This window comes from Mesorhizobium sp. M0029 (genome assembly GCF_040323735.1).
Lineage (GTDB): Bacteria > Pseudomonadota > Alphaproteobacteria > Rhizobiales > Rhizobiaceae > Mesorhizobium.
In genome coordinates this window covers 444,230-465,728 of record NZ_JAMYVF010000001.1, presented here as the reverse complement: position 1 = coordinate 465,728, position 21,499 = coordinate 444,230, and the positions used below count along the sequence as shown (strand labels likewise).

General features: G+C 62.5%; 20 protein-coding genes. 10 read left to right on the top strand and 10 right to left on the bottom strand.

The window, feature by feature from the left end:
- Window positions 1-47: 47 nt before the first annotated feature.
- Window positions 48-2,120, top strand: coding sequence for a hypothetical protein (locus tag NKJ76_RS02300; RefSeq protein ID WP_352536682.1), 2,073 nt, complete (start codon window positions 48-50; stop codon window positions 2,118-2,120).
- 27 nt (window positions 2,121-2,147) lie between these two features.
- On the opposite strand, the gene NKJ76_RS02295 is transcribed toward NKJ76_RS02300, so the two are convergent.
- A complete protein-coding gene (locus NKJ76_RS02295; protein ID WP_352536681.1) occupies window positions 2,148-2,336 on the bottom strand; it encodes a hypothetical protein in 189 nt (62 codons plus the stop codon).
- A gap of 91 nt (window positions 2,337-2,427) precedes the next feature.
- Window positions 2,428-2,883, bottom strand: a complete 456-nt coding sequence (gene mntR / locus NKJ76_RS02290) for a manganese-binding transcriptional regulator MntR (protein WP_023672433.1) — start codon at window positions 2,881-2,883, stop codon at window positions 2,428-2,430.
- A 257-nt stretch (window positions 2,884-3,140) separates the two neighbouring features.
- Between mntR and NKJ76_RS02285 the strand changes: the two genes are divergently transcribed.
- The 3 genes from NKJ76_RS02285 (at window position 3,141) to NKJ76_RS02275 (ending at window position 6,177) form a co-directional block, all read left to right on the top strand.
- Window positions 3,141-4,499 carry an Nramp family divalent metal transporter gene (locus NKJ76_RS02285; protein WP_352536680.1) on the top strand — a complete coding sequence of 453 codons (1,359 nt, stop codon included), beginning with the start codon at window positions 3,141-3,143 and terminating at the stop codon, window positions 4,497-4,499.
- Window positions 4,500-4,552: 53 nt separating this feature from the next.
- Entirely contained in the window at window positions 4,553-5,410 is an 858-nt protein-coding gene (locus tag NKJ76_RS02280; protein ID WP_352536679.1) for a protein-L-isoaspartate O-methyltransferase family protein, read from the top strand.
- A gap of 116 nt (window positions 5,411-5,526) precedes the next feature.
- Window positions 5,527-6,177 (top strand): dihydrofolate reductase family protein, encoded by a 651-nt coding sequence (locus tag NKJ76_RS02275; protein ID WP_352536678.1) that lies wholly within the window; start codon window positions 5,527-5,529, stop codon window positions 6,175-6,177.
- 60 nt (window positions 6,178-6,237) lie between these two features.
- Here NKJ76_RS02275 and NKJ76_RS02270 read toward each other — a convergent pair whose 3' ends face one another.
- Entirely contained in the window at window positions 6,238-7,116 is an 879-nt protein-coding gene (locus NKJ76_RS02270) for a LysR family transcriptional regulator (protein ID WP_502902265.1), read from the bottom strand.
- An 87-nt stretch (window positions 7,117-7,203) separates the two neighbouring features.
- Between NKJ76_RS02270 and NKJ76_RS02265 the strand changes: the two genes are divergently transcribed.
- Window positions 7,204-7,803 carry a LysE family translocator gene (locus tag NKJ76_RS02265; RefSeq protein ID WP_352536677.1) on the top strand — a complete coding sequence of 200 codons (600 nt, stop codon included), beginning with the start codon at window positions 7,204-7,206 and terminating at the stop codon, window positions 7,801-7,803.
- A gap of 172 nt (window positions 7,804-7,975) precedes the next feature.
- Here NKJ76_RS02265 and NKJ76_RS02260 read toward each other — a convergent pair whose 3' ends face one another.
- Window positions 7,976-8,770, bottom strand: coding sequence for an SDR family NAD(P)-dependent oxidoreductase (locus tag NKJ76_RS02260; protein ID WP_352536676.1), 795 nt, complete (start codon window positions 8,768-8,770; stop codon window positions 7,976-7,978).
- A 181-nt stretch (window positions 8,771-8,951) separates the two neighbouring features.
- On the opposite strand from NKJ76_RS02260, the gene NKJ76_RS02255 reads away from it, so the two are divergent.
- A complete protein-coding gene (locus NKJ76_RS02255) occupies window positions 8,952-9,416 on the top strand; it encodes a MarR family winged helix-turn-helix transcriptional regulator (RefSeq protein ID WP_352536675.1) in 465 nt (154 codons plus the stop codon).
- A gap of 29 nt (window positions 9,417-9,445) precedes the next feature.
- Here NKJ76_RS02255 and NKJ76_RS02250 read toward each other — a convergent pair whose 3' ends face one another.
- Entirely contained in the window at window positions 9,446-10,624 is a 1,179-nt protein-coding gene (locus tag NKJ76_RS02250; protein ID WP_023683782.1) for an MFS transporter, read from the bottom strand.
- 200 nt (window positions 10,625-10,824) lie between these two features.
- Between NKJ76_RS02250 and NKJ76_RS02245 the strand changes: the two genes are divergently transcribed.
- Window positions 10,825-11,181: an ArsR/SmtB family transcription factor gene (locus NKJ76_RS02245; RefSeq protein WP_023689740.1), complete on the top strand. Its 357-nt coding sequence runs from the start codon at window positions 10,825-10,827 to the stop codon at window positions 11,179-11,181.
- Window positions 11,182-11,201: 20 nt separating this feature from the next.
- On the opposite strand, the gene NKJ76_RS02240 is transcribed toward NKJ76_RS02245, so the two are convergent.
- Complete coding sequence (locus NKJ76_RS02240) at window positions 11,202-11,672, bottom strand: nucleoside deaminase (RefSeq protein WP_023805963.1); 471 nt, start codon at window positions 11,670-11,672, stop codon at window positions 11,202-11,204.
- Between the two features lie 179 nt (window positions 11,673-11,851).
- Between NKJ76_RS02240 and NKJ76_RS02235 the strand changes: the two genes are divergently transcribed.
- The 3 genes from NKJ76_RS02235 to carB all read left to right on the top strand — a co-directional run bounded on the left by NKJ76_RS02235 (window position 11,852) and on the right by carB (window position 17,649).
- Window positions 11,852-12,628 (top strand): metallophosphoesterase family protein, encoded by a 777-nt coding sequence (locus NKJ76_RS02235; RefSeq protein WP_352536674.1) that lies wholly within the window; start codon window positions 11,852-11,854, stop codon window positions 12,626-12,628.
- 214 nt (window positions 12,629-12,842) lie between these two features.
- The gene (locus NKJ76_RS02230; RefSeq protein WP_352460585.1) at window positions 12,843-13,925 is read left to right on the top strand and encodes an SH3 domain-containing protein; all 1,083 of its coding nucleotides are present in this window, start codon (window positions 12,843-12,845) and stop codon (window positions 13,923-13,925) included.
- Window positions 13,926-14,145: 220 nt separating this feature from the next.
- The gene (gene carB, locus NKJ76_RS02225) at window positions 14,146-17,649 is read left to right on the top strand and encodes a carbamoyl-phosphate synthase large subunit (protein ID WP_352460586.1); all 3,504 of its coding nucleotides are present in this window, start codon (window positions 14,146-14,148) and stop codon (window positions 17,647-17,649) included.
- 98 nt (window positions 17,650-17,747) lie between these two features.
- On the opposite strand, the gene NKJ76_RS02220 is transcribed toward carB, so the two are convergent.
- The 4 genes from NKJ76_RS02220 to NKJ76_RS02205 form a co-directional block, all read right to left on the bottom strand.
- A complete protein-coding gene (locus tag NKJ76_RS02220; protein WP_352536673.1) occupies window positions 17,748-19,448 on the bottom strand; it encodes an AAA family ATPase in 1,701 nt (566 codons plus the stop codon).
- A gap of 19 nt (window positions 19,449-19,467) precedes the next feature.
- A complete protein-coding gene (locus NKJ76_RS02215; protein WP_352536672.1) occupies window positions 19,468-20,142 on the bottom strand; it encodes a hypothetical protein in 675 nt (224 codons plus the stop codon).
- Between the two features lie 202 nt (window positions 20,143-20,344).
- Window positions 20,345-20,737, bottom strand: a complete 393-nt coding sequence (locus NKJ76_RS02210; protein ID WP_023740205.1) for a RidA family protein — start codon at window positions 20,735-20,737, stop codon at window positions 20,345-20,347.
- Window positions 20,738-20,975: 238 nt separating this feature from the next.
- Window positions 20,976-21,440, bottom strand: a complete 465-nt coding sequence (locus NKJ76_RS02205; RefSeq protein WP_023740206.1) for a cupin domain-containing protein — start codon at window positions 21,438-21,440, stop codon at window positions 20,976-20,978.
- Between the last annotated feature and the right edge of the window lie 59 nt (window positions 21,441-21,499).

Genomic DNA, 21,499 nt, shown 5'->3' with positions numbered 1-21,499 from the left:
GACAATGGAAGACCGTTAGTGTCGCTTCTCTGGGGAGCGAGGGGCGCTTGCGATCGATCGGCCAATTCCTGCTGTTGCTGGCGGCATTGACCTGCCTGGGTGTCGGGTCTGCCGCTGCCGTGACGCTCGATTCCAGCGTCGCCGTGACCGACCCCGAGACATTGCAAGCGCTCGAACGTGGCGGCCTGTCGATCAGCCGCCTGCTCGGCCCGGCGCTAGGTCTCACCCGCGAAGTCGACAATCGCAGCCTGTTTTCGGTGCGCGCGCTGACCCCGGTGCGCAACGCCGTCAAGCAGGAGATCGCCGAAGAGCCTGCCAATAGCCCCGATCCCTATGTCGCCGCGCTGGCGAAGACGAAGGATCCAAGCCAGAAATTCAACCCGAAATACATCGACGATGACGGCTCGACGCTCGACCTGACCGGCGTCGTCAACCGCATGGACCGGGGCTATCTCGGCCACACCGAATGCGGCGAGATCAGGCTGATCTACCGCTTCCATTATTCGGTGGCCGAGAAGCCCACGAAGGGAAAGACAGCGCAACGAATCTCGTCGCGGCTGCCGCTGACCATGAGCCTGGTCTTCAACGCCAGGCCCGGTGAGGCTCACGCCCGCGCTTCGAGGGACCGTCCGAGCGCCACCGCCGTTTCCTGTGCCGAAATCGCCAAACGCTGGCTGGCCGCCGGCCAGAAGGACCTTGCGCCTGAGCAACTGGCAGCTTGGCTGCGTTCCGATGAAGGGCCGCTCTCCGACGCCATGCTGAATTCGTCGCAGATCATGCGGCTTGAGCTGAACATGCAGGTCCTCCGGCTATCGGCCTCGAGCCGGCGCGATTTCGGCGGCCACGCCGAATATCTCCTGAAGATTTTCAAATGGGACCCGGCGACTTCGACGTTTCAGGAATCGAAGATGGAGAACCAGATCGATCGGAAGGTGGTGCTGGCCGACCGGCCCGCCTTCGCCAAATGGCTGCTGACCGACCGAAACCTCTACGACCTCGATCGCGGCCGGCTGGTGATCGACGACAAATTCCTGGCGACCAGCGCCGTCTCGGTCGCGCCCGGCGGCATGGCCAGATCGCAAAACAACATCGCCTATGGGCTGCTCGACGATGCCGACATCGACAAGGCACTGCAGGACTATGTCGCCAAGGGCAACGAGCTGCGCAACGTGAAATCGGTGGCCGGCTTCAATCTGCGCCTCAACGAGATGACCTGTACCGGTTGCCACCAGACGCACGGCATTGCCGGCTTCCACTATACAGGCGCCGATCCGGCCAGCGAGCCGCGTCGCAACGCCGTGTTCGTCCCCGGCTCGGCGGTGTTCTTCGCCGATTTGCCGCGTCGCCGCGCCATCGTCGAGGACTTCGCCGCCGGCGGCCATCCGGATTTCTCACGCGGCTTCGCCGCCCGTCCGGACGCCAAACTCGCCGAGGCGCTGAAAGGCACCGATCTCTACAATGGCTGGGGCTCGATCTGCTACAGCGGCGGGGATGCAAGCTTCAAGGACTGGAGATGCGGCGAAGGCCTGCGCTGCGCCGGCGTCCATGAAAGCGACATCCATCCGGGCTTCGGCACCTGCGTCAGCGAGGCGGCCACCGCAGTCGGCGACCCCGTCGAGTTCGGCGAGATCAAGATGTCGAGCTGGGGCAGCGACAAATATTGCCGCCTGTCGCCGGCCACCGCAAAAGCCTGCGCCATCGATCCGGCGCGCGACAAGAAACCGGTAATCAAGCTCGCCGGCTATGGCGCGGCGCGCCAACGCTATGACAACCCCCAGCAGAAGACCGGTGGCTTTCCCGGGGGCATGCTGCGCAAGGCAAGCTGCGACAAGCTTCCCGACGAGGCGACTTGCGGCCGCCTGGCCAAGACCGGTTTCAACGACTGCATCGCGTCGGGCAAGGACCACAAATTCTGCACCAAGGAATTCACCAAGACCGCCGGCCTGCGCGCCTGCGACAAGGCGCATCCCTGCCGCGAGGACTATATCTGCACCGCCGGCTACGACGATCTGGCCGCAGCCAAGCCTGGCAAGGGCTCCTGCATTCCGCCCTATTTCATCTTCCAGTTCCGCGTCGACGGCCATCCGCGCAGCTGGGTACAGGATGTGAGCGAAGAATAAGCTGCACTTTGCCACTGCGAAAAGAACTCAGCTCTTCTGCTTGGCGCCGGCGCTCTTGCCGTCGGAGCTTTTGGAGCGTTCCTCGAAACGCGCGGCGCCCTTTTTCAGCGCATGGCCGGTTTCGACCTCGGTCTTGCGTTCGTCCTTTGCCGCTGCCTGCCTCAAACCCTCGGCCGCCTGCTTGCCCTTCGCGGTCGGTGCCTGTTCGACGCCCATGTTTTCCTCCTTGGCGCGCAACAATCACGCGCAACGTCAGGAGCAACGAGCCTGACGTGCGGAGGTTCCAGTGGTGCGGCCCCGGCACCCCTCAGCGCGGCGCGATCATCGCCTTGCGAAAGGCTTCCAGCGTCTCGGCGCTGACATGATGCTCGATGCCCTCGGCATCGATGCGCGCCGTCTCGGCGCTGACACCGAGCGAACGCAAAAACGCTTCTACCGTCTGGTGGCGGATGCGGCTCTCTTCCGCCACCTTGCGCCCGGCGTCGGTCAGGAACACACCGCGATAGGGTTTTCTGGAAACGAGCCCGTCGGCGCACAGCCTGGTCAGCATCTTGGCCACCGTAGGCTGGGCGACACCCAGCCGCGCAGCAATATCGACCTGACGCGCCTCATTGCCGTCCTCGATCAGGTCGGCGATCAGCTCGACATAATCCTCGACCAGCGCGCCGCGGCGCGCTTCGCGCTGCTGCCGGAACCCTTTCGAATGAATCTCGGCGTCCGGCAGCGGCTCCTCGCGTCCAACCGGTCTGTGCTTCAGCGCCAACACGCGCTCCTTCCTATCTTTTGACAAGAATCGGCTTTGGGCAAAGCAATCGCCCTTTGCCATTCATAGCACGGGCTTAACTGTTCCAGCCGTTTATTTCCATTCCATGGCAGGCGCAACCGGCGTTTGCGATCCCCTGCCGGCCTGCCGGTCGGCGCAACAGGAAGCACATACAATGAAATATAGCCTATTGCATAATGTTGAGCCCTGGCATAGATAGGATGACGTCAACCGATCCACCCAGTGGAAAGCCCTCCATGTCCGAAGCTGACGCTACCTTGGGATCATCCTGGCGATTTGACAGGCCGGAGGACAATCCTCCCAGCCTGCGCGAGGTGAACTCCACGATCGCGGTGCCACAGTCCGGCGTCTGGTTCCGTCGCCTGTTCGCCTTCATGGGACCGGGCTACATGGTCTCGGTCGGCTATATGGATCCGGGCAACTGGGCCACCGACCTCGCCGGCGGCGCCCAGTTCGGCTACACGCTATTGTTCATCATCATGCTGTCCAACCTGATGGCGATCCTGCTGCAGGCGCTTGCCGCCCGGCTTGGCATCGCCACCGGCCGCGACCTCGCCCAGGCCTGCCGCGCCTATTATCCGCGTCCCGTCAGTTTCGTGCTGTGGATCGCCTGCGAACTCGCCATCATCGCCTGCGACCTCGCCGAGGTGATCGGCACGGCGATCGCGCTGCAGCTTCTGTTCGGCATTCCGCTGATCGGCGGCGCGTTGCTGACGGCGCTCGACGCCTTCATCGTGCTGCTCTTGATGAACAAGGGTTTCCGCTATCTCGAAGCCTTCGTCATCGCGCTTCTGATCATCATCTTCGGCTGTTTCGCCATCCAGATCTGTGCCGCTGCCCCTCCGGTCGGCTCGATCCTGCATTCGATGTTCGTGCCGTCGACGGAGATCGTCACCAATCCGGCGATGCTATACATCGCCATCGGCATCATCGGCGCCACGGTGATGCCGCACAATCTGTACCTGCACTCCTCGATCGTACAGACACGCGCCTATGAACGGACCGAAAAAGGCAAGCGCGACGCCATCAAATGGGCGACGACGGACTCGACCATCGCGCTCGTCCTGGCGCTGTTCGTCAACGCCTCGATCCTGATCGTCTCGGCGGTGGCCTTCCATGGCACCGGCCATCAGGATGTCGCCGAGATCGGCCAAGCCTTCGAGCTCTTGTCGCCACTGCTCGGCCTCGGCATCGCCTCCATCCTGTTTGCGGTGGCGCTGCTGGCCTCCGGCCTCAACTCGACGGTTACGGCAACGCTTGCCGGCCAGATCGTCATGGAAGGCTTTTTGCGCCTGCGCATTCCGCAATGGGCGCGCCGGCTGCTGACGCGGGGCATCGCCATCGTCCCGGTGGTGGTCGTCACCGCGCTCTATGGTGAAAAGGGCACCGGCCAGTTGCTGGTCTTCAGCCAGGTGGTGCTGTCGATGCAGCTGCCCTTCGCAGTCATCCCGCTGGTGCAGTTCGTCTCCGACAAGAAGAAGATGGGCAACCTTGCCATTCCCCGCGGCGTGGCGGCCCTCGCCTGGGTGGTCGCGGCGGTCATCCTGGTGCTCAACTTCAAGCTGCTCTACGACACCGTCTTCGGCGTCGGCTGAGTTTCATTCCCGACCGCGACAAACCGGCCGCTTGCGCTATCTTGATCGCCATCATGACAAGTGTCGAAGACGCCAGGAAATTTTACGCGCAACTGATGGCGGCCAATGCCGGCTCGGCCGACCCGCGCCTCGAAGAGGCGTTTGCCACCGTGCCGCGCGAGGCCTTTCTCGGTCCCGGACCCTGGGCGGTCGTCGCCGGCAGGGCGCTCACCACCGGCAACGGCAAGATCATGACGCCGAGCGCCGATCCTGTTCACATCTATCAGGACGTGCTGGTGGCGCTCGATGCCGACAAGGGCATCAACAATGGCGAACCCTCCCTGCACGCCATGTGGATAGGCAGGATCGCCCCCAGACCGGACGAGGCCGTCACCCATATCGGCGCCGGCACCGGCTACTACACCGCCTTGCTGGCCCGGCTGGTTGCGCCCGGCCCGGTGACCGCCTTCGAAATAGAGGCCGATCTTGCTGCCAGAGCGACAAAGAATCTCGAAACCTATGACAATGTAAGCGTCGTCCACGACGATGCCGTCACCGGCGATCTGCCGCCGTCCGACATCATCTATGTCAATGCCGGTGTCGTCGCACCGCCGGCTGCCTGGCTGAGGGCGCTGAAACCCGGTGGCCGCATGATCTTTCCCTGGCGCCCGTCCCAGGGCGTCGGCCTGGCCGTGATGGTGACCCGCACCAAACAAGGTTTTGCCTGCGACCCCTTCATGCGCTCGTGGTTCATCCCCTGCGTCGGCGCCTCGGTCGCCGGTTCGGCGGCCAAAATCCCCGACCTCCAGAAGGCCACGCGCAGCCGTTCGATCTGGCTAACATCAGACAGGGCGCCGAACCGGACCGCCACCGCCATCACCGGCGATGTCTGGTTTTCGTCGCAGGTGCTTGGCGGCGGGCGACGGCGGTAGGTACCCTTGTCGGCCGGCAGCTTTTTTTGCCAACGCCTGTCGGGCGGCCGCCGGCCTGTCCGTCCTTAGATCGAAATCCGGCCCTGACGGCGCGGATCCTGGAAAAGGAAAATCCAATGCGAAAGATCATCGCAGCCACCTTCGTCAGCCTCGACGGCGTCATGCAGGCGCCAGGCGGCCCGGAAGAAGACCCGGTTGGCGGCTTCGAATTCGGCGGCTGGACGTTCCACTACTTCGACGAGGTGGCGGGGGTGGCCATGGAGGAATTGTTCTCCAAATCCTTCGCCCTGCTGCTCGGCCGCAGAACCTACGACATCTTCGCCGCGTACTGGCCTTACCAGAAAGATCCGATCGGAGACGTCTTCAACCCTGCGATCAAATATGTGGCGACGCATCGGCCGGAATCGCTCACCTGGGAAAATACGCAATGGCTTGGGGAAGATATCGTCGCGGCGTTGCGCCGCCTCAAGAAGGAAGATGGGCCTGACCTGCTCATCCAGGGTTCGAGCGAGCTGATCCAGACCTTGCTGGCCAACGGTCTGATCGACGAAATCCGGCTGATGATCTTCCCGCTGCTGCTGGGCAAGGGCAAGCGGCTGTTCGATGGTGGTGCGATGCCGGCCGCTTTCAAGCTCGTCAAGTCGCAGGCTACCACCACCGGCGTCATCATGGCGACCTACGAACGCGGGGGTGAGGTCAAGGTCGGGTCGTTCGCCACGCAAGAGCCGTCAGAGGCCGAGCTCGAGCGGCGTAAGAACTGGAAGTGACAGGGACAGGCTTGGCACCTTTCCTCTCCCTCCGGAGGGGGAGAGGAAATGCAAGTTCTGTCAAGCCGCCACAGCCCGCCGTGCCAACCCACCCCGGATATACCGCGCGAACTCCTGCGCTGCCGGCGCCGTGCCGTACTTCGGCAAATGCAGATTGATGGAAAAATTCGGCAGCGGCGGCAGCCCGGCATCAAAAGCCAGGATGTCAAGATCGGCAGGCACGGTGGAGGCCAACCAGGCGGTGACGGCAAGGTCGGAGCGCACTGTCGCGGTCGTCGCGTCGATGTTGCCGTTCTCGAACACGGTGCGCCATTCCAGCCCGTGCTCGTTCAGCGCCGACAGCACCACCGGTCGGAAGGCGCAGGTGTCGGCGACGATCGACACCGGCAGCGGCCGCTTGGCACGGGCGACGCCGCCCTTGGCCCCGACCCAGACCAGCCGGTCAATGGCCAGGCATTCGCCGGCCGACGGGCCAACCCGTTCCTCGATGACGGCAAGATCGATGGTGCCGGCCGCAAGGGCCGCGGCAAGATCCGGCGAGGCGGCGCAGAGTAGGGATATCTCGATCATCGGATAGGTCTCGGCATAGGCTTTCAGCACCGGCGCCAGCAAGGTGCCGACAAGGTCATAGGGAACACCGAGCCGCACCTGGCCGGCGACCTCGGTGCCCGCCATCTCGGCCCAGATCTCGTCATTGAGGCCAAGCAACCGTTTGCCCTTGCCGAACAGCCGCTCGCCGGGCCGCGTCAGCCGCAAGCCACGCCGGTCGCGCTCGAACAGGCTGCAGCCCAGCGCCTCCTCCAGCCTTTTGATCTGCTGGCTGACGGCGCCTTGCGTCAGATGCAGCGCGTTCGCCGCCGCCGTCATGCTGGCCTTGTCGGCGACAGTGACGAAGGTGCGGATCAGCGCTGTGTCGAGGTTACGGATCATAGTTGGCATTATATCTGCTAATGCCAACCATCGCAAACATTGCATTTACTGAAGTATGCAGAAGTCTACCGTAGGGCCTTCGATGGAGGACGCCTCATGTTGCAGCCCATCTTTCCGCTCATCCTGTTTGCCTTCGTGGCCACCGTCACGCCGGGCATCGCCACCACCCTGTCGACTGCTTCAGGTGCGCAGTTCGGCTTTCGCCGTTCCGTTCCCCTATTGGTCGGCAGCGCTGCCGGCCTCGCCACCGTGACCGCTGCTGCCGCCGCCGGGCTCGCCGGTCTGCTGCTGGCTATGCCTTCGCTGCAACTGGCGATGAAAATCATCGGCTCGCTCTATCTCATCTGGCTGGCAATCAAGATCGGCCGCGCCGGGCCGCCTGATCTCGATGTGGCGATGGCAAAACCCAACAGCTTCTTCGGCGGCGCCGGCATTCAATGGATGAACCCGAAGGGCTGGGCGATGGGACTGGGTGCGGCGGCCTCGTTCGCAGCCCTTGCCGACGGGCCGGGACAGCTCGCGCTGCTGCTCGGCTCCACCTTCGGCCTCACTGCAGCCATCTCGCTGTCGATCTGGTGCGTGGCGGGCATGGTGCTGGCACGGCTGCTCAAGACCGAATGGCAATGGCGCGCGCTGAACATCGTGCTGGCGCTGGTGCTGGCTGCGTCGATCATTCCGATGTGGCGGGGAGCGTAAACGCAAAGGTCGGCGCCAGTACCCCCACCCGGACCTGCGGTCCGACCTCCCACAAGGGGGAGGTAGGGGAACGCGCACTTTACCCTCCTCCTTGTGGGTCCCTTGTGGGGAGGGTCGCGAACGAAGTGAGCGGGGTGGGGGTCCTGGTTCGCGAAGCGAACCAGCTCTCTCCTCAGGCCGCGTAACGCGCCGCCGGCTTGTCGGCGTGCAGGCTGCCGTAGAAGACTTGCCTTGCGCCGAGGAAGGTGTCGAGCTTGGCCGCATCAGCAAGTGCCGGCACGGTGACGGCTTCGCCCCTGGATAGGCCCACAAGCGCGGCATCGACCATATCGTCGGCGGTCATGATGATCTCCTTCGGCAGATTGTCGATATCACCGCCGGCAAGCTCCCAGAAATCGGTGCGGGTCGCGCCCGGCAGCACCGCCTGCACCTTCACATTGGTGCCGGCGACTTCGCGGTGCAGGGCCTCGGTGAAGTTGACGACATAGGCCTTGGTGCCGCTGTAGATGCCGCCGAACGAGGTATCATAGGCGAGCACAGAGGCGATGTTGACGATGGCGCCGCGGTTGCGCGCAAGAAGCCCCGGCAGAACGGCGCGGGTCAGGCGGGTCAAGGCGATGACGTTGACCTTGATCATGCGCTCGGCCTCGTCGGCGTCGGCCGTTGCCACCACGGCCTGGCCACCAATGCCGGCATTGTTGACCAGCAGCGTGACGCTGTCGTCGGCTGCGATCGCCTGCTCGACGCGGCGCACATCATTGTCGTCGGCAAGATCGGCTGATATCACGCTGACCTTGCGCTTGTAAGCATATCGCAGCTTTTCAGCCAGTTCCTCCAGCCGGTCGGCGCGCCGCGCTACCAGCACCAGATCGTAGCCTTGCCCGGCCAGCCGGTCGGCATAGACCGCGCCGATGCCGGCCGATGCGCCGGTGACGACTGCGGTACCCTTGTTGTCCTGTCCACTCATTGTCCTGTTCCTTTTTTCTGCCCGGCGAGACAGGTCGATGAACCCTTGTCCCGCCCTGATCTCCAATTAGTGGCATATACCACTTTTCGGGAAGTAGGCATATACCACCATCTTGTCAACGGAGGCGGCAGAAACTATTTCTGCGACAGGCCGGCAGCGGTTTTGCCGGCAAGGAGTCGTGATGAGCAAGACCGCGCTGCCGGGATTCAGCCTTTGCAACAACGCCACGCTGCGGCGCGCCGCGCGCAAGCTCGGCCGCTTTTATGACGATGTAATCTCGCTTTCGGGTCTGAAGGGCACACAGTACGGCCTGCTCTACCAGATCCATGTCAGCAACGAGCCGGCGATGGGCACGATAGCCGAAGCGATGGTCATGGACCTGTCGGCGCTCGGCCATACGCTGAAGCCGCTGATCCGCGACGGCTATGTCGACACCTTCGCCGACAAGGACGACCGCCGCGTCAAGCGGGTGCGGCTGACCGACCAAGGCCTGGCCAAGCTCGAGGAGACGACGAAATTGTGGACCATTGCCCAGCAGCGCTTCGAGGCGCTGGTCGGCCAGCAGCGAGCGGCAGATCTGCGCGCTATGCTGGATGAAGTCGCGGCGCTGGAGTACGACGTGCCGGCGGCCGCCCCTTCAAGCTGAAAGAGCGGCCGCCGGTCCTTTGCAAAGATCTATTCGGCCGGCATGGCGACCGGCCGGGCCGCCCAGCGGCCGGCCAGCACCACGCCAAGCCCGATCAGCGGGAAGATGGCGGCGACCAGGCCGAGATCGGCCGGCACGCCGTAGCGCAGCACGGCGCCGCCGACCACAGCACCCAGCGCCACGCCGAGATAGAGGGCCGAAGCGTTGAGCGACAGCACGATCGGGGCGGCGTCGGGCGCCAGCTTGATGATGCGGCTGGCCTGCGCCGGCGGAAATGCCCAGCCGACCATGCCCCACGGCACCATCATGGCCATCAATGCCGGCCCGGCGAGATGCTGCGGCAGGAAGGTCGGGATGACCGAGAGCATCACCAGCATGACGGCGCTCAGCGCCAGAGACCAGCCGACGGTGCGCGTCGCACCAAAACGGTCGGCCGCCTGGCCGCCGGCTATGTTGCCGATGACGGCGCCGACACCGAAGGCGAGCAGCATGCCGGGCAGCGCAATCGGGCTGAGGCCGCCGCTCTGGATGGCCAGCGGCGCGATATAGGAAAACACCGAGAAGGCGCCGATCAGGGCAAGAGCGGTGGTCAGCAGGATCGGCATGACGCCGGGGCGCAGCGCCGCAGCCAGCCGCCGCCTGAGCGGCAGCTTGGTACCGACAATGCCGCGCGGCAGCCGGTACCACAGGATGGCGCCGACCAGCGCGCCGAGCCCGGCAATGGCAAAGAAGGTCCCGCGCCAGCCGGCTATCGTGGCAACCAGCGCGCCGAGCGGTGCACCGAGCGCAACCGCCACCGTGGTTCCGCCGACGACGACGGCAATGGCCCGCGCCCGGTGGTGGTCATCGACCAGCGCCACCGCCGTGCCTTGAGCGGTCGCGGCAAACAAGCCTGACGACAGCGCCATGATGATGCGGGCAATGAGCAGCAGTTCGAAGGACGAGCTCAGCGCCGCCACCACATTGCCGATGACGAAGAACGCCAGCGTCCACAAGATGACGCGGCGCCGGTCCCATTCGCCGGTCAGCGTTGCCAGGATCGGCGTGCCGATGGCGTAAGCCAGCGCGAAGGCGGTGATCAGCGTGCCGGCGAGCGGAATGGAAATGCGGGCGTCGGTGGCGATATCAGGCAGCAGGCTGGAGATGACGAAGCCTTCGGTCGAGATCGTGAACGATCCGAGCGCAAGCCAGAAGAGGCGCTTGTCCATAGGGCGTGTCCTTAGTTCAAAACTTATTGAACAATTGGACATAACAGGACATGATGTCAATGAAGCCAGGTGAAAATAGCTGAAGCCTGCTGACAGCCCTGTGTCAGGACAGCCATTGGGCCAATCGCGAAAACGGACTGTGCATGCCCGCGAAAGATCGACGCGTTGAAATCGCCACCGACTGTGCTTAGTTTCGGGCCATGACTTTGCCGCACCCCAATACAGACCAGATCAGCCTGCCGGTTGTGCTCGGCGTGCTTGGCGACCCGACCCGGCTCGCCATCGTGCGCTATCTCGCCAGCAAGGAAGGCGTGCCGCTGAACTGCAGCCGGTTCCTCGACCTCGGCTCCAAGACCAATCTCAGCTATCACCTGGCCAAACTGCGCGAGGCCGGCGTCACCCGCGCCGAGGTGGCCGGCACCAACCGGATGATCACGCTGCGCCGCGCCGACCTCGACGCCCGCTTCCCCGGCCTGCTCGATAGCGTGATTGCGGCGGCCGGAGATGATCCGGCACTGCCCATCGTCGGTGGCCACGACATCGAAATGCCGGGCTAACCGGTTCAGAGGTCAAGGTCCTAGCGCTGCCAAAAACCGATATGCGGGGCGAGGAGCTCCTCGTCCATCTCGGGGAAGGGTCCGTGGACCTCGACCGGTTTCTGCCCGGAGCCGAGGACTGTGCGCGACGAGAGGTTCATCGTCGGGTTCTCGGCGTGGTTGCCGGTCAGCGCGAGAAGCTTGGTCTCCTCGAAGCCGTAGACCAGCCGGCCGATATTGGCCCAGTACAGCGTTCCCGTGCACATCGCACAGGGCTCGCCGGTTGTGACCAGCGTGCAGGACCAGAGGAATTCCGGCGGATAGGCGTCCGCGGCACGCCGGGAGAGCTCCGTTTCGGCGTGGCGCACGGTGTTGATGTTTCCTTGCCGCATCAGGATGCGATCGTCGGGGCCGACGAGCACGCAGCCGAAAGGATGGTGCCCATGCGCGGCAGTCTCGCGCGCGACATCATTGGCGGCGCGGAGGTGGGCAACCATCTGGTCGGGAGTCATCGCCTGTACTCCCCCGGATGAACTTCGGAACGGCGTGGACGCTAGCAGATGGAGTGCTTCCGCGATAGGCGGGGCTCCCGTCTGTCTCCAACGGGCAGAAGGGCTTGATAATGAAGGCAGGGGCTTGATAACGAAGACGGGCCGCAAGCCTTAACGGGCTGCACCAAGGGAGCCCTCGCATGCGCATTGCCGTTCTCGCCGATATCCATGGCAATGTGCTGGCGCTGGATGCCGTGCTCGCCGATCTGGCGCGGCGCGGCGGCGCCGATCTCACCGTCAACCTTGGCGATTGCGTCTCCGGCCCGCTCTGGCCGCGCGAGACGTTTGAGCGGCTCGAAGCGCTCGACCTACCGACGGTGCGCGGCAACCATGACCGCCGCGTCGCCGTCGATCCCGCAGACGACACAATGTGGGCTTCAGACCGCTATGCGCAGGAGCGGCTGACGGAGGCGCAGCGCGAAGCCCTGCTCGCCCTGCCCTTCACGCTGGAGATTGTTCCCGGCGTGGTCGCTTTCCATGCGCGGCCCGACCATGACGAGAAATACCTGCTCGACGCGATCGTCGATGGCCAACTGGTGCGCGCCCCGCTTGCCGCTATTCAGCGGCGGTTGCAGGGGCTGGACCCGGCCTGCCGCGTCGTGCTGTGCGGCCACAGCCACCGCGCGGAACTGGTCCGTATCCCCGGCGGTCCCTTCCTCTTCAATCCCGGCAGCGTCGGCGCCCCCGCCTATGAAGATGACACGCCCCCGGCGCATGTTTCGGAGCAAGGCAGCCCGCATGCGCGCTACGGCATCCTCACCTTGGATGGCGAAGAACCCGACCGTTTTGAGACCATCGCCGTCGACTACGACCACGAAGCGGCGGCGAGACAGGCCGCACAGGCGGGCCGACCGGAATGGGCGCATGCGCTGAGAACCGGCTTCATGCCCAAACCCTCTTGGCAAGGCTCCGCTTGACCGCATGGCTGCGCCCTGCCTCGGCCTCGCGGCACCAAACATCGGACGCATTTTCAGACTTACATGGCCGCGTATCGTCCCTTATAAAACCGCCTTGGCATACGGCAGGACTGCTGCCGCAAGGGTAATCGGCGCACTGCCAATGATGAGGCGCACAATCCGAACCATTTTGCATCGACTGACTGGCGCTCCGCTCCTGCGGGCCCCGTTGCTCATGGGAATGTTGCTCATAGGCCTGCTGCTGGTGAGCATGCCGGCTTATGCCGAGGACGCGCCTGCCGACATCGTTTCCATCGTGACCGAGCTCGGCCCAGGCGATCTCCTCAACATCCGCGCCACGCCGTCGCCTGTGGGCAGAACCCAGGCGCGCCTGCCGATCGGCTCGAGCGTCAGGAATTTCGGCTGCAACGAAGTGGACGGCCACCGCTGGTGCAAGGTCGAGGAGATCGACAATCCACTGGTCAAAGGCTGGGCGCCCGCGCGCTATCTTATCCCCGACAACCCGACCGTGGTCGAAGTTGACGCCGCGCCGCCCCAAGTGACCGCCAGCGCTGAAGCCGGCGGCCCGGCGCTCGCGCCCGACATGCCGACGCAGCCGGCCGACGTGGCCGCAGCGCCCCCGACAACTGCACCCGCCGCCTCTGCCGCTCCGGCTGCACCCACTCAGGCTCCACCCACCCCGGCTGCACCCGCGCCGGCCCCACTCGACCTGACGGAGCGCCTTGGCGGCACGGATCCAGGCGCACCGAAATCCGCCGCCGAGATCGGCAGGACCGCCATGCAGGATGCTTATGGCCTCGCCTTCGCAGCCAATGAAAGCCCGACGACGGGCGAGATCGCTGCCACGGAGGCTCCGGCGACGGAGACCACAGGGAAGCCGGTACAGGATTCCGCCGCGAATGCGGAAGTCGCACCAGATGCGACGTCCGCGCCGAGGGTACCATCCCCGACGCCACGGCCGGACCAGGCCAAAGCTGCGACCGCTACGCAAACCGTTGCACGGCTGGAACCCCCGCCCGCCCTCGGCGCCGCCGCCGAGATCCCCTGCGCGCGCTATGTCGGTCAGCCGATGACCCGCTGCGCCGTCAACATCGTCCACAATGGCGCCGACAAGGCAGACATCACCGTGACCTGGCCCGATGGCGGCACGCGCGCCATCTCCTTCTCTGCCGGCATGCCGGCCAACTCGGATTCGCCCAGCGAGTTCCGCTTCACAAGGGAAGGCAGCCTCAACATGATCCGGATCGGCGCTGCCGAGCGGTTTGAGATTACGGATCAGCTCGCGCTGGGGGATTAGGTGTTAAGCAGTAGGGATAGGCAATAGACGGCTTAACCTCGCTCCTGCCTGATCCCTGCTGCCTGATCCCTACTGCATAGCCTCATTTTCGGGGTTACATCTCCCAAAACTCTTCCCTATAAGGCCCTCCTAGCCTGATACCAGAATCGCAAGCACAACCGGCCGGGTCTTCCCGTCCCGGTTTTTCGTGCAAGCCGCTCGCCGAACGGAACTCACAACGATGCCAAGACGCACCGACATCAAGTCGATCCTGATCATCGGGGCCGGCCCCATCGTCATCGGCCAGGCCTGCGAGTTCGATTATTCCGGCACACAGGCCTGCAAGGCGCTGAAGGAGGAGGGCTTTCGCGTCATCCTGGTCAATTCCAACCCGGCCACCATCATGACCGACCCGGAACTGGCCGACGCCACCTATATCGAGCCGATCACGCCTGAAGTCGTCGCCAAGATCATCGCCAAGGAGCGGCCCGACGCGCTGCTGCCGACCATGGGCGGCCAGACCGCGCTCAATACTGCTCTGTCGCTGCGCCGCATGGGCGTGCTCGAACGCTACAATGTCGAGATGATCGGCGCCGACGCCACGGCGATCGACAAGGCTGAGGACCGGGCGCTGTTTCGCGAGGCGATGAAGAAGATCGGCCTGGAAACGCCGAAGTCGATGCTTGCCAATGCCACCGATGTCAAGAACGCCGACCGCAAGACGCACGAGGCCGAGCGCGCCGCCGTCAAGGCCGAGGCGCCTGCCGACCTCGATGCCGCGCTCGACGCGCTGGAAACCCGCTGGAACCTCGGCGAAGGCGACCGCAAGCAGCGCTACATCAGCCATGGCATGGCGATTGCCGCCCAGGCGCTCGACCATGTCGGCCTGCCCGCCATCATCCGCCCGTCCTTCACCATGGGCGGCACAGGCGGCGGCATCGCCTACAACCGCGCCGAATTCTACGACATCGTCCAGTCCGGGCTCGACGCCTCGCCGACCACCGAAGTGCTGATCGAGGAAAGCGTGCTCGGCTGGAAGGAGTATGAGATGGAGGTCGTCCGCGACAAGGCGGACAATTGCATCATCGTCTGCTCGATCGAGAACATCGACCCGATGGGCGTACACACCGGTGACTCGATCACCGTCGCCCCCGCGCTGACCTTGACCGACAAGGAATACCAGATGATGCGCAACGCCTCGATCGCGGTGCTGCGCGAGATCGGCGTCGAGACCGGCGGCTCCAATGTGCAGTTCGCCGTCAACCCGGCCGATGGTCGGCTGGTCGTCATCGAGATGAACCCGCGCGTCTCGCGCAGTTCCGCTTTGGCTTCGAAGGCGACCGGCTTCCCGATCGCCAAGATCGCGGCCAAGCTCGCCGTCGGCTACACGCTGGACGAGCTGGAGAACGACATCACCGGCGGCGCCACGCCCGCCTCCTTCGAGCCAAGCATCGATTACGTCGTCACAAAAATCCCGCGCTTTGCCTTCGAGAAATTCCCCGGCGCGGAGCCGGTGCTGACCACCGCCATGAAGTCGGTCGGTGAAGTCATGGCCATCGGCCGCACGTTCCAGGAATCGCTGCAGAAGGCTTTGCGTGGACTGGAAACCGGCCTGACTGGTCTCGACGAAATCGAAATCCCAGGCCTCGGCCACGGTGCCGTAGCTGCCAACCACGCCGACGACCGCAACGCCATTCGCGCCGCGCTCGGCACGCCGACGCCCGACCGGCTGCGCATGGTGGCGCAGGCGATCCGCATGGGCACCTCGCTGGAAGACGTGCACGCAATGTGCAAGATCGACCCGTGGTTCCTCGAACAGATCGCCGGCATCGTTTCCATGGAAGCCCGCATCCGCGAGCACGGCATCCCACAGGACGCCGTCAATCTGCGCATGCTGAAGGCGATGGGCTTCTCCGATGCCCGCCTCGCCTCGCTGACGAAGACCGACGCCGAAGTGATTGCGAAGATTCGTGAAAAGCTCGACGTTCATCCGGTTTATAAGCGCATCGACACGTGCGCCGCCGAGTTCGCCTCGCCCACCGCCTACATGTACTCGACCTATGAAGTGCCCTTCGCCGGCGCGCTGGCCAATGAAGCGCAAGTGTCGTCGCGAAAAAAAGTCGTCATCCTCGGCGGCGGTCCCAACCGCATCGGCCAGGGCATCGAGTTCGACTATTGCTGCTGCCATGCCGCCTTCGCGCTGCGCGACGCCGGCTATGAAGCGATCATGATCAACTGCAACCCCGAGACCGTCTCGACCGACTACGACACCTCCGACCGGCTCTACTTCGAACCGCTGACGGCGGAGGACGTGCTGGAGATCCTGCGCGCCGAACAGGCCTCGGGCGAACTGGTCGGCGTTATCGTCCAGTTCGGCGGCCAGACGCCGCTGAAGCTGGCCGATGCGCTGGAGAAGGCCGGCATCCCGATCCTCGGTACGTCACCCGACATGATCGATCTCGCCGAAGACCGCGACCGTTTTCAGAAGCTGCTGCACAAGCTGAACCTGACCCAGCCGAAGAACGGCATCGCATATTCGGTCGAGCAGGCCCGCCTCGTCGCCGGCGAGCTCGGTTTCCCCTTGGTGGTGCGCCCCTCCTATGTGCTCGGCGGCCGCGCCATGCAGATCATCCATGACGAGGGCATGCTGCAGTCCTATCTGCTCGACACCGTGCCTGGCCTGGTGCCGGAGGACATCAAGCAGAAATACCCCAACGACAAGACCGGCCAGATCAACACGCTGCTGGGCAAGAACCCGCTGCTGTTCGACACCTATCTCTCCGGCGCCATAGAGGTCGATGTCGACTGCCTCTGCGACGGCACGTCGACCTTCGTGTCGGGTATTCTCGAACACATCGAAGAGGCCGGCATTCACTCGGGCGATAGCGCCTGCTCGCTGCCGGTGCACTCGCTGCCTTCCGAGCTGGTCGACGAGCTGGAGCGACAGACGGCGGCCCTTGCCCGCGCGCTCAATGTCGGCGGCCTGATGAACGTGCAGTATGCGATCAAGGATGGCACGGTCTATGTGCTGGAGGTCAATCCGCGGGCATCGCGCACCGTGCCCTTCGTAGCCAAGACCATCGGCCGGCCCATCGCCAAGATTGCCGCACGCGTCATGGCCGGCGAAAAGCTGGAAGACGCCTTCGCCCATTACGGCGCGATGCCCGACCCGAGAAACCCCGGCCACATCGCGGTCAAGGAAGCCGTCTTCCCCTTCGCCCGTTTCCCCGGCGTCGACATCCTGCTCGGCCCCGAAATGCGCTCGACCGGCGAGGTCATGGGCCTCGACCGCGACTTTGCGCTCGCCTTCGCCAAGAGCCAGCTCGGCGCCGGCGTCGATCTCCCCCGCTCCGGCACGCTGTTCGTCTCGGTGCGCGACGAGGACAAGGCCGGCATCCTGCCGGCGGTCAAGCGCCTCGCCGGCCAGGGCTTCAAGGTGCTGGCGACATCCGGCACGGCCCGCTTCCTCGCCGAAAATGGCGTCGACGCCCAGAAGATCAACAAGGTGCTGGAGGGCCGGCCCCACATCGAAGACGCCATCCGCAACCGCCAGGTCCAGATCGTCTTCAACACGACGGATGGCCAGAAGGCGGTATCGGACTCGAAGTCCCTGCGCCGCGCCACGCTGATGCAGAAGGTGCCGTATTATACGACGCTGTCGGGCGCCGCGGCGGTGGCCGAGGCGATTACGGCGCTGAAGGCAGGGAGCCTGGAGGTCAGGCCGCTGCAGGAGTATTTTGCTTGAGGCAATTAGCTCTCTTCTCCCCGTTCAACGGGGAGAAGGTGCCGGCAGGCGGATGAAGGGCAGCGCCACCACCCAGATGAGCTCCCTGAGGGTGTCCATCACTGATTTTCTCTGCGGCGCGGAAATATCCTATTTGCTATCGTCAATAAGCTGTCATCACGTATCAACTCAGAACCCGTTCCTACGGTCAGGTTTGCACCGACGCGCTGGCGATAAATATCTCGAATTTTCTTAAGCAGTTTCTTTCCCGACATATTGGCACGAGGGTCATCATTCACCCTTTGCCTCATGTCTCGCGCTAAAGCTCCTACGTTTACTCGTCCATTTCCCTGTTTGCGTTCCCAATCTAACCGGGAATTGAGAGCATGCTCGTATGCGTCCTCGCGAATCTCCTCGATCGCCTGATTGAGAATTTCCGTAAACTGAGCCTCGTTCTGTAAGTTGTTTAGAGCCGAAAGGTAGCGCGGATTCAGCAAGTGGGATTCGATATCGACACCAGTTGTCACAAATGAATCACACTGCATCTCCCGAATTGACGTTTTCCACGCTTCGACTTCCATGGGGTCAAGGAAGTCGCGATCCCTATGAATCACAAGGCGGGCGCCCGATATACGTCGAGTATGATCCGCTATAGTCCTAAGATTATGTAACTCCGTTACACCGCGATAGGGAAGAATCAACGTTCTTTCCATATCAAATCCACTAGACGCCAATAATGTAACGATACTTCTAGTTATTTCATCCTCGGTTAATAATATAGCATCGTAGTTCTTTGTTCCAATTCTCTCCTTCAAATCGAGAGCGCCCAAATCCATTAGTATGTCAATCTGGTCGTCGCGGGAAGCCGGAGCCGCAGCACCAGACTGAACCCAAATATATCGAGCAACGCCGGAAAGCGCATCAACTATGTGTCGAGAATGGGTCGTGATAACAATCTGAGTTCCTAAATCCTCAGTTATTCTAAATAGAAGATTCGAGATTATCCTTTGATTGTTCGGATGAAGATGGGAGTCTGGCTCATCAAGAACAATTAGGCTCGGGCGGAATCTATGAAGATAACACAGTATCTGAACTGCCTGTAGGAATCCGGTTCCGCAAAGTTCAATAGGGATACTCGTGCCGTCCTTCTTAACGAATACATATATATATTCATCAATCTTTTGCTCAAAAATAACATCGATCTCGACACCAGGGAATACCTCAGCGAGGTCAACGAGAAATCTATTTCTATTATCTTCATTTGGCCAAAGCCTAAGGAGCATATTGCGAAGAATTACGTTCGCGTCACCCCGAGCAAGAGCCCGCAACAAAACTCCATCAGAAACAAACACCTCGCTCTTAGCGACACCCGCTAATCCCGGCGAGAATATGCTGAACGGATCATCTAAACTCGCTAATCCCACAGCGACTTCCGGATTCACAATTCGGGCTTGGACATTGTTGTTCTTACCTTTCGCAACTTCCAAGGAAAAAGTACGCCCATTCTCCAAGGTCAAATCAAACAAAATCGATCTATTTTCACCCTCCACCAATTTTCCACCTTGACCTAGGGCGTATGGATTAGACGCAGGAGAGTATATGATCTCATCCGGCCCTAGCGTCGCTATCAAAGGGCTTTTTCGCGTCCATTTCTTTGCCAGTGCGATGGACTGCAAGATCGATATGCAAAAATGGAGAGCTTGAATTATGCTGCTTTTTCCAGAATTGTTTGATCCAACAATTATGTTCAAATCAGATAGGCCTACACTGGTATCTTCGATAACCTTGAACCGGCGTATCCTGAAATTTTGAATTTTCATTGCTCGGCTCCAAAGAATCTCATTTTGGCGTTTCTACCTCAATGAGCTTCACTGCCTTAGCCTTAGCCCTCTCCAGTTTGTTCGTAGCCTTTCGCATCCTAGCGACCGCTTCCTTAGCCTTGTCGCCTTCGATCGTATCCCGCTTGATTACTTCATTTTCGACCAACTGCGAGAGGTTCTCGTTACCAACCTTGATGTCTGGAAAGAGCTTCCGGATTTCCCGGCGCACCACCGAAATCACGGCTTCAGACCGGATGATCGCCGAAACCGTAAACTTGTTGAACAGCTGTGCCTGCTGATGGAATGCATCCATTGCATCGGTCGTCAGCCCTTCCTTGGCGAACAGGAAGAGGCACTGTAGATGGTCCTCATTCTTGGGATTCATGTCGGCAAGGACAATCCGGCAAACTTCTTCATGGCTGATCTGGTTTGCCACATAGATACGGACCAACCGCCATTCGACCGCATTGGTGAGGATCACCCAGTGAATGCCTTGGTGGGCTCCGTAGTCGATAACCTGCCTCAAGTGATTATCAGCCAAGCTGCTGCCCGCTGATTTCACCTCAACAAGCAATCGCAGTTTTCCTGCAATCTTGATCGCGAGATCGCAATATGTAGCCTTGATCTGGTGTTCCGAGGTTAGCTCGTCATATTTATCATAGCCAAAAACATCGGCCAGGATGTCCTTGACCAAGGTAACCGTGTCGGCTTCCGCGACTCAGATTTTTGCTGAGCCAGCGTAATCCGCTGATACTTCTTGAGATTCGACGCAACGCGTTCGCCGAATTTCTTCGGTAATTTGTTCATGACTCGCCCTCCCTATCCCCGGCGAGATTTGAGGACGACTTTACTTCAAAGACAAGCGGAAATTATTTCATGAGGGGAGAGGTGGCCCCTCACGCCACCGCCACACACTCGATCTCGATATCGAACTCCATCGGCCACGACGCCACCGGCACGAAGCTCCGCGCAGGCGGGTTGACGCTGAAGTACCGGGCATAGACCCGGTTGATGGCGTTGTAGAAGCCGGAATTGACGGCGTAGATGCGCACCATCACCACATTGTCCAGCGAGGTGCCGGCGGCTTCCAGGCAGTGTTTCAGCGCCTTCAGCGACGCCTCGGTCTGCGTTTCGATATCGCCACGCACCATCTCGCCGCTCACCATGTCCACCGGCGGCGTCGCCGAGATGAACACGAAGCCATTGGCCCTTACTGCCGTCGAGCAAGGCAGCCCGAGCGCCCGCACCTTGGCCGACATGACGGGCACTTCGATGACTTCTTTTTTCATGGTGATCTTCCCCTTGTTTGCCAAGCTGGCGCCAAGGCCCCCTCACCCAGCCTCCGCTTCGCTCGGCTGACCTCTCCCCGAGGGGAGAGGAGCCGGTCAGCGCCAGCGCTTCCCTCTTCTCCCCAGTGGGGAGAAGGTGGCCGCGAAGCGGTCGGATGAGGGGGCCTGCGCCACCTTTGATTGTGAGGAGCTTATCCCCCCGCCCAGCGAACGCCAGCGCCGGACCATAGTCCAGCCGTCACCCCTGCCCCGGATAGGGCATGCCGTCCTTGTGCAGGAACCTGCCATCCGAACTCGGGCTCATCATGTCGATGTCGGAGCAGGTGATGAGATCATCCGGATTGCGCGATCCGACCTCGAGATAGCGCGCCGTTGTGGACGAGCGGTTGATCATGTGGTGGCCGTTGCCGCTGTTCTTGGCAAAGGTCGCGCAGTCGCCGGCCTTGAGCAGCGTCTCGCCGCCATCCTCGACCAGCACCAGTTCGCCTTCCAGCACATAGACGAGCTCGTCCTCATGGCTGTGCCAGTGGCGCTGGCTGGACCAGCCGCCTGATGGCAATGTCATCAGGTTGACGCCGAAATCGGTGAGGCCGCCGGCATCGCCGAGGCGCTGGCGTGTGCGCTCGGCGCAAGGGGCGTCGAAGGGTGCGGGGTAGCCGGAGCCCTTGCGGACAGGCACGGTGGACAGGTCGATCTTGGGCATGGGAGCTCCATTGAATTGGTGGCGGCAGTGTATGTCACTGCCGCCGCAGCCACAGAGCC

Bases quoted from the DNA above. Each gene is read 5' to 3' on its own strand.
- NKJ76_RS02295 (WP_352536681.1), bottom strand. From the start codon at position 2,336: ATGGGCGTCGAACAGGCACCGACCGCGAAGGGCAAGCAGGCGGCCGAG.
- NKJ76_RS02285 (WP_352536680.1), top strand. From the start codon at position 3,141: ATGTCCGAAGCTGACGCTACCTTGGGATCATCCTGGCGATTTGACAGG.
- NKJ76_RS02280 (WP_352536679.1), top strand. From the start codon at position 4,553: ATGACAAGTGTCGAAGACGCCAGGAAATTTTACGCGCAACTGATGGCG.
- NKJ76_RS02275 (WP_352536678.1), top strand. From the start codon at position 5,527: ATGCGAAAGATCATCGCAGCCACCTTCGTCAGCCTCGACGGCGTCATG.
- NKJ76_RS02270 (WP_502902265.1), bottom strand. From the start codon at position 7,116: ATGCCAACTATGATCCGTAACCTCGACACAGCGCTGATCCGCACCTTC.
- NKJ76_RS02265 (WP_352536677.1), top strand. From the start codon at position 7,204: ATGTTGCAGCCCATCTTTCCGCTCATCCTGTTTGCCTTCGTGGCCACC.
- NKJ76_RS02260 (WP_352536676.1), bottom strand. From the start codon at position 8,770: ATGAGTGGACAGGACAACAAGGGTACCGCAGTCGTCACCGGCGCATCG.
- NKJ76_RS02255 (WP_352536675.1), top strand. From the start codon at position 8,952: ATGAGCAAGACCGCGCTGCCGGGATTCAGCCTTTGCAACAACGCCACG.
- NKJ76_RS02250 (WP_023683782.1), bottom strand. From the start codon at position 10,624: ATGGACAAGCGCCTCTTCTGGCTTGCGCTCGGATCGTTCACGATCTCG.
- NKJ76_RS02245 (WP_023689740.1), top strand. From the start codon at position 10,825: ATGACTTTGCCGCACCCCAATACAGACCAGATCAGCCTGCCGGTTGTG.
- NKJ76_RS02240 (WP_023805963.1), bottom strand. From the start codon at position 11,672: ATGACTCCCGACCAGATGGTTGCCCACCTCCGCGCCGCCAATGATGTC.
- NKJ76_RS02235 (WP_352536674.1), top strand. From the start codon at position 11,852: ATGCGCATTGCCGTTCTCGCCGATATCCATGGCAATGTGCTGGCGCTG.
- NKJ76_RS02230 (WP_352460585.1), top strand. From the start codon at position 12,843: ATGGGAATGTTGCTCATAGGCCTGCTGCTGGTGAGCATGCCGGCTTAT.
- carB (WP_352460586.1), top strand. From the start codon at position 14,146: ATGCCAAGACGCACCGACATCAAGTCGATCCTGATCATCGGGGCCGGC.
- NKJ76_RS02220 (WP_352536673.1), bottom strand. From the start codon at position 19,448: ATGAAAATTCAAAATTTCAGGATACGCCGGTTCAAGGTTATCGAAGAT.
- NKJ76_RS02210 (WP_023740205.1), bottom strand. From the start codon at position 20,737: ATGAAAAAAGAAGTCATCGAAGTGCCCGTCATGTCGGCCAAGGTGCGG.
- NKJ76_RS02205 (WP_023740206.1), bottom strand. From the start codon at position 21,440: ATGCCCAAGATCGACCTGTCCACCGTGCCTGTCCGCAAGGGCTCCGGC.